The 10,911-nt window shown below is 70.4% G+C and carries 11 protein-coding genes; 8 read left to right on the forward strand and 3 right to left on the reverse strand.

Features of this window, described 5'->3' with window-relative positions:
• The 7 genes from ABDW21_RS13415 to ABDW21_RS13445 form a co-directional block, all read left to right on the forward strand.
• Positions 1-2,007: AAA family ATPase (locus tag ABDW21_RS13415; RefSeq protein ID WP_343710554.1), on the forward strand; the 2,007-nt coding region annotated here is incomplete at its 5' end.
• A gap of 67 nt (positions 2,008-2,074) precedes the next feature.
• Entirely contained in the window at positions 2,075-2,902 is an 828-nt protein-coding gene (gene ttfA, locus ABDW21_RS13420; protein WP_343600843.1) for a trehalose monomycolate transport factor TtfA, read from the forward strand.
• Positions 2,903-2,964: 62 nt separating this feature from the next.
• Complete coding sequence (locus tag ABDW21_RS13425) at positions 2,965-3,102, forward strand: hypothetical protein (protein ID WP_343600842.1); 138 nt, start codon at positions 2,965-2,967, stop codon at positions 3,100-3,102.
• A complete protein-coding gene (pyrE, locus tag ABDW21_RS13430; protein WP_343710555.1) occupies positions 3,089-3,631 on the forward strand; it encodes an orotate phosphoribosyltransferase in 543 nt (180 codons plus the stop codon). Before ABDW21_RS13425 ends, pyrE begins: the two co-directional genes overlap by 14 nt.
• 113 nt (positions 3,632-3,744) lie before the next feature.
• The gene (locus ABDW21_RS13435; protein ID WP_343600853.1) at positions 3,745-4,392 is read left to right on the forward strand and encodes an RNA methyltransferase; all 648 of its coding nucleotides are present in this window, start codon (positions 3,745-3,747) and stop codon (positions 4,390-4,392) included.
• Between the two features lie 16 nt (positions 4,393-4,408).
• Positions 4,409-5,533, forward strand: a complete 1,125-nt coding sequence (locus ABDW21_RS13440; RefSeq protein ID WP_343600840.1) for a glycoside hydrolase family 76 protein — start codon at positions 4,409-4,411, stop codon at positions 5,531-5,533.
• Complete coding sequence (locus ABDW21_RS13445; RefSeq protein WP_343600839.1) at positions 5,526-7,496, forward strand: acetoacetate--CoA ligase; 1,971 nt, start codon at positions 5,526-5,528, stop codon at positions 7,494-7,496. The genes ABDW21_RS13440 and ABDW21_RS13445 overlap by 8 nt, the downstream gene beginning before the upstream one ends.
• A gap of 2 nt (positions 7,497-7,498) precedes the next feature.
• Here the strand turns inward: ABDW21_RS13445 and ABDW21_RS13450 are convergent, their stop codons facing one another.
• Together ABDW21_RS13450 and ABDW21_RS13455 are read right to left on the reverse strand one after the other, a co-directional pair.
• Positions 7,499-8,179 (reverse strand): DUF5642 family protein, encoded by a 681-nt coding sequence (locus tag ABDW21_RS13450; RefSeq protein WP_343600838.1) that lies wholly within the window; start codon positions 8,177-8,179, stop codon positions 7,499-7,501.
• A 43-nt stretch (positions 8,180-8,222) separates the two neighbouring features.
• On the reverse strand, positions 8,223-8,903 hold the full coding sequence (locus ABDW21_RS13455; RefSeq protein ID WP_343600837.1) for a VTT domain-containing protein: 681 nt from the start codon (positions 8,901-8,903) through the stop codon (positions 8,223-8,225).
• A gap of 140 nt (positions 8,904-9,043) precedes the next feature.
• Between ABDW21_RS13455 and fbaA the strand changes: the two genes are divergently transcribed.
• Positions 9,044-10,078, forward strand: coding sequence for a class II fructose-bisphosphate aldolase (gene fbaA, locus ABDW21_RS13460; RefSeq protein ID WP_343600836.1), 1,035 nt, complete (start codon positions 9,044-9,046; stop codon positions 10,076-10,078).
• 23 nt (positions 10,079-10,101) lie between these two features.
• Here the strand turns inward: fbaA and ABDW21_RS13465 are convergent.
• Positions 10,102-10,911 (reverse strand): hypothetical protein (locus ABDW21_RS13465; RefSeq protein WP_343710556.1); only part of this gene is annotated, 810 nt, incomplete at its 5' end.

The following is a 10,911-nucleotide window of genomic DNA, read 5'->3' on the forward strand; positions in this document are numbered from 1 at the left end:
ATCGGGCGGGACACCGAGATTCGCCGCGTCGTGCAGGTGCTGTCGAGGCGCACCAAGAACAACCCGGTGCTGATCGGCGAACCCGGCGTCGGCAAGACCGCGATCGTGGAGGGCCTGGCCCAGCGCATCGTCGCCGGCGACGTCCCGGAAAGCCTGCGCGACAAGACCGTCGTCGCACTCGACCTGGGCTCGATGGTGGCCGGCTCGAAGTACCGCGGCGAGTTCGAGGAGCGGCTCAAGGCCGTGCTCGACGACATCAAGAACTCCGCCGGGCAGGTCATCACGTTCATCGACGAGCTGCACACCATCGTCGGGGCCGGCGCCACCGGCGAGTCGGCGATGGACGCCGGCAACATGATCAAGCCGATGCTGGCCCGCGGCGAGCTGCGCCTGGTCGGCGCCACCACGCTGGACGAGTACCGCAAGCACATCGAGAAGGACGCCGCCCTGGAACGGCGCTTCCAGCAGGTGTTCGTCGGGGAGCCGTCGGTGGAGGACACCGTCGGCATCCTGCGCGGCCTCAAAGACCGCTACGAGGTACACCACGGGGTGCGCATCACCGACTCCGCGCTGGTCGCCGCCGCCACGCTGAGCGACCGCTACATCACCGCCCGGTTCCTGCCGGACAAGGCCATCGACCTGGTCGACGAGGCCGCGTCGCGGCTGCGGATGGAGATCGACTCGCGGCCGGTGGAGATCGACGAGGTCGAGCGGCTGGTGCGCCGCCTGGAGATCGAGGAGATGGCGCTGGCCAAAGAAGAAGACGAGGCGTCCAAGGAGCGGCTGGAGAAGCTGCGCGCCGAGCTGGCCGACCAGAAGGAGAAGCTGGCCGAGCTGACCACCCGCTGGCAGAACGAGAAGAGCGCGATCGACGCCGTCCGCGAGCTCAAGGAACAGCTGGAGACGCTGCGTGGGGAATCCGAGCGCGCCGAGCGCGACGGCGACCTGGCCAAGGCCGCCGAGCTGCGCTACGGGCGCATCCCCGAGGTCGAAAAGAAACTCGATGCCGCGCTGCCGCATGCTGAGGCCCGCGAGGACGTCATGCTCAAGGAAGAGGTCGGACCCGACGACATCGCCGACGTCGTCTCGGCGTGGACGGGCATCCCAGCCGGGCGGCTGCTGGAAGGCGAGACCGCCAAGCTGCTGCGCATGGAAGACGAACTCGGCAAACGCGTTGTGGGACAGCGCAAAGCGGTGACTGCAGTCTCTGACGCGGTGCGCCGCAGCCGCGCCGGCGTCGCCGACCCCAACCGGCCCACCGGGTCGTTCCTGTTCCTGGGCCCCACCGGCGTCGGCAAGACGGAGCTGGCAAAAGCGTTGGCCGACTTCCTGTTCGACGACGAGCGGGCGATGGTCCGCATCGACATGAGCGAGTACGGCGAAAAGCATTCCGTGGCAAGGCTGGTCGGCGCGCCGCCCGGCTACATCGGCTACGACCAGGGCGGTCAGCTGACCGAGGCGGTGCGCCGGCGGCCCTACACCGTGGTGCTGTTCGACGAGGTCGAGAAGGCCCACCCGGACGTGTTCGACGTGCTGTTGCAGGTGCTCGACGAGGGCCGGCTCACCGACGGGCAGGGCCGCACCGTCGACTTCCGCAACACCATCCTGATCCTGACGTCCAACCTAGGCTCGGGCGGCACCCACGAGCAGGTGATGGCCGCGGTGCGGGCCACCTTCAAGCCGGAGTTCATCAACCGGCTGGACGACGTGGTGATCTTCGACGGCCTCAACCCCGAAGAGCTGGTGGCCATCGTCGACATCCAGCTCGAACAGCTGAGCAGGCGGCTCGCGCAGCGGCGGCTCACGCTGCAGGTGTCGCTGCCGGCCAAGCGCTGGCTGGCCCAGCGCGGGTTCGACCCGGTCTACGGCGCACGTCCGCTGCGCCGGCTGGTGGCTCAGGCGATCGGCGACCAGCTGGCCAAGATGCTGCTGGCCGGCGACATCCACGACGGCGACACCGTGCCGGTCAATGTCAGCGCCGACGGCGACTCGCTGATATTGGGATGAGCCCGTGACGCGGTTGTGACCTGCTCTCATTCCCGGATCCGGGTGGACAGCAGATAGGCTACGGGTAATGGTCCCGCTCTGGTTCACACTGTCCGCGCTGTGTTTCGTCGGCGCGGCAGTGCTGCTGTACGTCGACATCGATCGACAGCGGGGGCGGCGGCGGCGGCGCAAGTCGTGGGCGCGTTCACACGGGTTCGACTACGAGGCGGAAAACAGCGAGATCCCCAAACGCTGGACACGCGGCGTCATGTCGACGGTGGGCGAGGTCACGGCCCGCAACGTCGTGCTGGGCCAGGTCCGCGGCGAGGCGGTGTACGTCTTCGACCTCGAAGACGTCGCCACGGTGATCGCGCTGCACCGCAAGGTCGGCACAAAGGTGGTGGTCGACCTGCGGCTCAAAGGCCTCAAAGAGCCTCGGGAGAACGACGTCTGGCTGCTGGGGGCGATCGGGCCGCGGATGGTGTACTCCACCAACCTCGACGCGGCCCGGCGCGCCTGCGACCGGCGCATGGTCACCTTCGCGCACACCGCGCCGGACTGCGCCGAGATCATGTGGAACGAGGAGAACTGGACGCTGGTCAGCATGCCCATCTCGGCGACCCGCGCGCAGTGCGACGAGGGGCTGCGCATTGTGCGGCAATTCAACGACCTGCTGCGGGTGCTGCCGCCGGTGCCGGCGGCCGTCACTCACCCGTCGTCGGGACGCCGTCCCGCCGAAGCGGGTCGTCCCCTCGCGCCGGCGGGCGCGCCGCCGGCGCGTGACGCGCAGGATGCTGCCCCCGGGCACGCGGGCCGGCTGGCCGAACCGGCTCGGCGGGAGCACGGCGGCGCGGCGCCGGTTCGGCGTCCACCGCCTGGCCGCAACGGCCACCAGGCCACGAACTACCAGCGCTGACAGCGAACGGCCCGCGGCCGGTTCCGCAGAGACCGTGCACGCCCGCTCAGTACACTGGCGCCGTGCCGCGGCCCGTCGCCCTGATCACCGCACGCCTCGCCGGCATCGCGCGCGGCAGGGCGATCTTCATGCCCGGCGTGCGGTACGCGGCGCTGACCACCGCCGCTGACGGGATCGGCCGGGACCGTGGACGCAGCTGAGGACCGCGACGAACTCGCCGAGCTGGTGCGCCGGCTGTCGGTGGTGCACGGCCGGGTCACCCTGTCGTCGGGCCGGCAGGCCGACTACTACGTCGACCTGCGTCGCGCCACCCTGCACCATCGGGCCGCCCCATTGATCGGCCGGCTGATCCGCGACCTCACCGACGACTGGCAGTACGCCGCGGTCGGCGGGCTCACCCTGGGCGCCGACCCGGTCGCCGCTGCGGTCATGCACGCGCCCGGCCGCCCCGTCGACGCCTTCGTGGTGCGCAAGTCGGTGAAAGCCCATGGCCTGCAACGCCTTATCGAAGGTCCCGACGTCACCGGGCGGCGGGTGCTGGTGGTGGAGGACACCAGCACCACCGGCTCCTCGGCGCTGACCGCCGTGCGTGCCGTGCGCGACGCGGGCGGCGAGGTTGTCGGCGTGGCGACTGTGCTGGACCGTGCCACCGGCGCGGCGGAGGCGATCCGGGCCGAGGGCCTGCCCTACCGCAGCGTGCTGGGGCTGGCGGACCTGGGCCTGGGTTAGCCGACGTGCCCCAGTCGCCCGACGTGTCCCAGTCAGACGACGTGCCCCAGCCAGCCGACGCGCCCCAAGCAGCCGACGTGCCCCAAGCAGCCGACGTGCCCCAAGCAGCCGACGTGCCCCAGCCGCAAGGCCCCACCGAGTGGGGTGTGTCGGCGGGCGGCGCCGGGCCGTGGCAGGGCCCGCCGCCCACCGATCCGCGCTACGACCGCGCGTTGCTGCGCGACGGCGACACCCGCAACGTGGTCGACGCCTACCGGTACTGGACCCGGGAGGCGATCGTTGCCGACATCGATACCCGGCGGCACCCGCTCCATGTGGCGATCGAGAACTTCGGCCACGACGCCAACATCGGGTCGGTGGTGCGCACCGCCAACGCGTTCGCGGTGGACACCGTGCACATCGTCGGGCGTCGCCGCTGGAATCGCCGCGGCGCCATGGTCACCGACCGCTACCAGCGGCTGCGTCACCACGACAGCGCCGCCGACCTGCTGGACTTCGCGGCCCGCGCCGGCCTCACCGTGGTCGCCGTCGACAACGTCGCGGGTGCGGCACGGCTGGAGCAGACGGCGTTGCCGCGGGACTGTCTGCTGGTGTTCGGCCAGGAGGGGCCGGGCATCAGCGACCAGGTTCGCGCGGGCGCGGCGCTGGTCGTGTCGATCGCGCAGTTCGGGTCGACGCGCAGCATCAACGTCGCCGTCGCCGCCGGCATCGCCATGCACGCCTGGATCACTCGACACGGCGACATCGCCCGCGCCTGGTAGGGCAGGATCGACAACCATGGAGCAGGTGTGGGCAAACCGGGCGAGCAGCGCGGAAGCCGCGATCACCGGCCGGCATCTGCGACGGCTGTGGGCGCTGCCGGGCACCCAGCTCGGTGTGGTGGCCTGGCCCCCGGTGCGGCGCGAACGGTTGTTCGGCAGTTGGCACTACTGGTGGCAGGCGCACCTGCTGGACTGTCTGGTCGACGCGCAGCTGCGTGATCCGCAGCCGCAGCGGCGCATCGGGATCCGTCGTCAGATCCGCTCACATCGGTTGCGTAACAACGGATCCTGGGTCAACAACTATTACGACGACATGGCCTGGCTGGCGTTGGCGGTGCACCGTGCCGGCTGGGCGGCCGACGTCGACCGGCATCGCGCGCTGGACAGGCTGGCCGGCCAGCTGCTCGGAGCCTGGGTGCCCGAAGACGGCGGCGGCATTCCGTGGCGCAAACAGGACCAGTTCTTCAACGCCCCCGCCAACGGCCCCGCCGCAATCTTCCTGGCCCGCTACGGCAACCGGCTCAAGCGCGCCCAGCAGATGGCGGACTGGATCGACGCGACGCTGATCGACCCGGGCACGCACCTGGTGTTCGACGGCATCAAGGCCGGGTCGCTGGTGCGCGCGCAGTACACCTACTGCCAGGGCGTGGTGCTGGGCCTGGAGACCGAGCTGGCGGCCCGCACCGGCGACCCCCGGCACGCCCCGCGGGTGCATCGGCTGCTCGCCGCCGTGCGCGAGCACATGGCGCCGTCCGGCGTGATCAGGGGCGCTGGCGGCGGCGACGGGGGCCTGTTCGCCGGGATCACCGCCCGCTACCTGGCGCTGGTCGCCACCGATCTGCCGGAACAGTCCGCCGCGGACGTCGCGGCCCGCGACGCCGCCGGAGCGCTGGTGCTGTCCTCGGCGCGGTCGGCGTGGGACAACCGGGAGACGGTCGAGGGGCTGCCGTTGTTCGGGGCGTTCTGGGGGCGCGACGCCGCGATGCCTTCCGCGGACGGCAAACCCGCGGAACTCGTCGCGGGCGCCCTGACCGGGTCCGAAGTCCCCGAACGCGACCTGTCGGTGCAGCTGTCGGGCTGGATGCTGATGGAGGCCGCCTACCGCGTCGCGGCCGACGGCGCCGCAACCTTCGATGGCTGAACCCGGCGGCTGGATGCCCGACCCGCAGACGCTGGCCGACGCCAACCTCACCGGCTTCATGGCGTGGCTGCGTGCCACCGGGCGCGGCGACTTCACCGACTACGGCCGGCTCTGGGCCGCCTCGGTGGCCGACCCGGACTGGTTCTGGGACGCGGTGTGGGAGTTCTTCGACATCCGCGGCGACCGGCCGGACGACACGGTGCTGGGCGACCGGTCGATGCCGGGCGCGGTGTGGTTCCCCGGCGCCACGTGCAACTACGTCACCGAGGTGTTCCGGCACGCCACCGACGACCGCCCGGCTCTTGTCGTCGTGGGCGAGGACGGCGCCACCGAATGGCCATGGGCGCGGCTACAGTCCGAAACCGCCTCTGTCGCCGCGTATCTGCGCCAGGCCGGGGTTGGTCCCGGCGACCGGGTGGTGGGGTATCTGCCCAACGTCGGCGAGGCCGTCGTCGCGTTCCTGGCCGCCGCCGCCGTCGGCGCGACCTGGGCGGTGTGCAACCCCGATGTCGCGGTCGACGGTGTGGTGGCCCGGCTGGGCCAGCTGGCGCCGACGGTGCTGGTGGCCTGCGACGGCGCGGTCTATGGCGGCAGGCGCCACGACAAGCGCGCCGAGCTCGCCGACATCCGGCGCCGATTGCCGGGCCTGCGCGCCACCGTGGTGGTGCCGCGGCTGGGCCTGCCCCTCGACGACGACGTGGTGGGCTGGCAGGGCGTGCTCGCGCCGGCCGACCTCGACGTCGCCGCGGTCCCGTTCGACCACCCGCTGTGGGTGCTGTTCTCGTCGGGAACCACCGGCGCACCCAAAGGCCTCGTGCACGGTCACGGCGGGGTGCTGCTGGAGCATCTGAAGTTCTTGAGCCTGCATCTGGACCTGCGCCGCGACGACCGGTTCCTGTGGCAGTCGTCGACCAGCTGGATGATGTGGAACCTGTCGGTGTCCGGGCTGCTGCTGGGAGCCACCGTCGTGCTCTACGACGGCAGCCCCACCCACCCGCGGACCGACAGCCTGTGGCGGGTCGTCGCCGAGTACGGCGTCACCATATTCGGTTGCGGCGCCGGCTATTTGCTGGCCTGCGCGAAGGAGGGCCGGTATCCGGGCAGGCACTACCCGCTGGACGCGGTGCGCGCGGTCGGCTCGACCGGATCGCCGCTGCCGGCAGCTGGATTCCGTTGGGTCGCAGAAGGAGTGGGCCGGCAAGTTCCGGTGATGTCGATCAGCGGCGGGACCGACATGGCGACCGCGTTCGCCGGCGGGTGTCCGCTGCTGCCGGTGGTGCCGGGCGAGCTGACCTGCATCTGCCTGGGCGCCTCCGTGCAGGTGTGGTCCGAGGACGGGCGCCCGGTCGTCGGGCAGCCCGGCGAGTTGGTGCTGACCGAGCCGATGCCGTCGATGCCGGTGTGCTTCTGGAACGACCCCGACGGCAGCCGGTACCGCAGTGCCTACTTCGAGAAGTACGGCGACGCGACCGCAGGGGTGTGGTGTCACGGCGACTGGGCAACCATCACCGAGCGGGGATCGATTGTGGTGCATGGCCGTTCGGACGCGACCCTGAACAGGATGGGTGTCCGGATGGGCAGTGCGGAGATCTACACCGCCGTCGAGACCCTGCCGCAGGTGCGGGACTGCCTGGTGGTCGGCGTGGAGCAGGACGACGGCGGCTATTGGATGCCGCTGTTCGTGCAGCTCGCCGACGGCGTCGTTCTTGACGACGAGCTGCGGGCGCGGATCACCGCGGCCATTCGCGCCGGCGCCTCGCCGCGGCATGTGCCCGACGACATCGTGGCCGTGCCGGGCATCCCGCGGACGATGACCGGTAAGCGGCTGGAGATCCCGGTCAAACGGATCCTGCTGGGCGCGGCGCCCGGCGATGTCGTCACACCCAGCTCACTGGACCGCCCCGAGCTGCTCGGGGTGTTCGCCGACGCCGCGCGTAGTGCCCTGCGGCGGCGTCCCGCCTGACCTCAGCCCCGGACGGCCGACACCGCGGCGGTCAACAGGCTTCTCGCCTGCTCGGTGTCGGCCGGTACGGGTGCTTGGCCGGCGGCCGTCACCGAATTGGCGCTCACCGTCACCACGAAGTTTTTGAGGTAGGCGACGTAGTAGTAGAGCTCTCCGGTGCGCTCTTTTCCCTTGACCGTGACCTCGAACTGGCGGTGGGTGGCCGACGTCTGCGCATCCTGGATCTGCGGGGCGTCCACGACGTCGACCGTCCCGCTGGCGTTCTCGGTGGTGAACGCGACGTGCTGGCAGTTCTGCGGCAGCGCCGCTTCGGGCACGTGGTCGATGTTCTGCGCGGCGATCACGGTGAACCGGGTGCCGTTTCCCTGGGCGAGGACGGAGGCCGCGGTGCCCTTGAGCCCGGGAGGCAGTCGCTGACCGGTGGCCAGGTCGGCGCATTCCGGCGGGTCGAACGTCATGTTCGGTGGGAGTTTCGGCGGCGCAAGGGTTTTCGGGTCGATGTCCGTCGGCCCTTTGGTCGCCACGCGATACTCCGGGCCGAAGTTCGACTTGACCGCGAACACCTTGGCGACGTCGACCGGCTGGTTGGCCGCCGGCTTGCCCGCCGAATCCGACTGGTTCTTCGAGCAGGCGGCGAGGGCGCAGACGCACATCAGGCCGGCCAGTGTCTTCCGAGCTTGCACCCGTGCACTGTACCCAGCGCCGGAGCCGGCCCGCGACGGGCCGCTACTCGGGGACCGGCAACTCCTCGGGGCTCCGCGCCGCGCGGCGGTGGCTCAGGTACACCCGACCCGCCGAGATCAGGGCGGGCAGCAACGACACGAACAGGATGGCCAGGATGATCTCTTGCAGGTTGTCGTGGACGAACTCGTTGTTGCCCAGGAAGTAACCCAGCAGCGTCGCGCCGGCACCCCAGGCGACGCCGCCGACGATGTCGAACCCGAGGAACACCGGATAGCGCATGTAGGACACGCCCGCGACCACCGGGACGAACGTCCGCACGATCGGCGCGAAGCGGGCCAGGATGATCGCCTTGGGGCCGTACTTCTCGAAGAACGCGTGCGATTCGGTGACGTAGTGCTTCTTGAAGAAGCGGGAATCTTCCTTGTTGAACAGCGCCGGCCCGATCCGGCGCCCGATGAGGTAGCCGGTCTGGTCGCCCAGCACCGCGACGACCGCCACGCAGACCGCCAGCACCTCGATGCTGACCGGCGGGTGGGCGCTGGCGGCCAGCAGGCCGCCGGTGAACAGCAGCGACTCGCCGGGCAGCAGCGGGAACAGCAGACCGGTCTCGACGAAGACGATGAGCAGGATGCCCGGCAGCACCGCGTGCCCGAAAACCCCGTCGGCGCCCAACCAGTACATCGGGTCGAGCAGGTCGGGCATCGCGACCAGGGTGGTGGACATCGCTCCCAAGATACCGGCGCCGGCCCGGCGGGCTGTTTAACGCCGCCGTCTTCTTGGAATACTGGGGTTCTACGTCGGTAGGCGCGGCCCCGCAGCAGCCGGGAGGACCAGGCGTACCAGGAGGACCAGGAGGAAATGTCATGCCCATCGCAACGCCCGAGGTCTATTCCGAGATGCTGCGACGCGCCAAGGAGGGCTCCTACGCCTTCCCGGCCATCAACTGCACGTCCTCGGAGACCGTCAACGCCGCGCTCAAGGGATTCGCCGACGCCGGCAGCGACGGCATCATCCAGTTCTCCACCGGTGGCGCGGAGTTCGCCTCCGGTCTGGGGGTGAAGAACATGGTGACCGGTGCGGTGGCGCTGGCCGAGTTCGCGCACGTCATTGCTGCCAAGTACCCGATCACCGTGGCGCTGCACACCGACCACTGCCCCAAGGACAAGCTGGACGGCTACGTCCGGCCGCTGCTGGCGGTTTCCGCTGAACGAGTGCGCGCGGGCAAGAACCCCTTGTTCGGTTCGCACATGTGGGACGGCTCGGCGGTGCCCATCGACGAGAACCTCGACATCGCCCGCCAGCTGCTCAAGGAAGCCGCGGCCGCCAAGATCATCCTGGAGGTCGAGATCGGCGTGGTCGGCGGCGAAGAGGACGGGGTGGCTCACGAGATCAACGAGAAGCTGTACTCGACGCCGGAGGACTTCGAGAAGACCGTCGAGGCGCTGGGCGCCGGCGAGCACGGCAGGTACCTGCTGGCGGCGACGTTCGGCAACGTGCACGGCGTCTACAAGCCCGGCAACGTCAAGCTGCGGCCTGAGGTGCTGGCCAAGGGCCAGCAGGTGGCGTCGGCCAGGCTCGGCCTGCCGGAGGGTTCCAAGCCGTTCGACTTCGTGTTCCACGGCGGGTCGGGGTCGGAGAAGTCCGAGATCGAGGAGGCTCTGCGCTACGGCGTGGTGAAGATGAACGTCGACACCGACACCCAGTACGCGTTCACCCGGCCGATCGCCGCGCACATGTTCACCAACTACGACGGCGTGCTCAAGGTCGACGGCGAGGTAGGCAACAAGAAGGTCTACGACCCGCGCAACTACCTCAAGAAGGCCGAAGCGGGCATGACCGAGCGGGTCGTCGAGGCTTGCACCGACCTGCACTGCGCCGGCAAATCGCTGACGGCCTGAGCGCCGTCACCCGGTGCTGGCCGTCACCCGGTGCTGGCCTGGCAGATCTTCCACTGGTCGTCGCGGAACTGCAGGTCGAAGCTGCGGGTCGACCGGACCTGCGGCGCGTAGGCCATGAACGCGGTGACGTTGGCCTCCGCGTGCCGGCCGCTGACGACCACCTGGTCGATGCTGGCGACCACCGGATACTGCTTGGCGCCGGCGATCTGGTGGTAGGTGTCCGCCCAGGCCTGATCGTCGTAGTTGTCGTAGCTGTCGCGGAAGCTCCCGCAGGTGATGTTGCGCAGGGTGGCCAGGTCGCCGGTTTGCACCGCGGCGTCGAAGCTCTGGATAGTTTTACGCACCTGCTCGTCCTGGGACGCGGCCCTGGTCGTGTGTCCGCGGGTCAGCACGACGGTGCCCAGCACCGCGACCGCCGCCAACGCCAGGATGATCAGTATCAGCGCCAGCACCCAGCCCCAGCTGCGTTGTCTGGAACGCCGCAGCCGGGTGCCCATGCCCGGCGGGATCAGCTGCGGTGTCGCCGTTCTCGGTGCCGTCGGGCCGAAACCGGTTCCCCGTTCACCGGTCTGCAGGATCTCGGTCGCCGGCTCCGGGGTGGTCTGGATCACCGTCGTCTCCTTGGCGTCGAAGCCCGGCGCGGTGAAGCGGCGCTCTCCTCGCGGCCGCGGGGGTGTCGGCACGTGGTGTTCGTCGGGCTCGCGGACCGGCTCGATCACCTCGGTCGCCGGTTCGGCGTCGCCGGCCCGGGTGGGTTCGCCGGCGGGATCGTCGGCCCGCCCGGCGCCGGATCCCCCCGGCTGGGCCGTCTCGTCGCGGCCGAACGCGTCCGG

It is taken from the genome of Mycobacterium sp. (assembly GCF_039583805.1).
Classification (GTDB): domain Bacteria; phylum Actinomycetota; class Actinomycetes; order Mycobacteriales; family Mycobacteriaceae; genus Mycobacterium.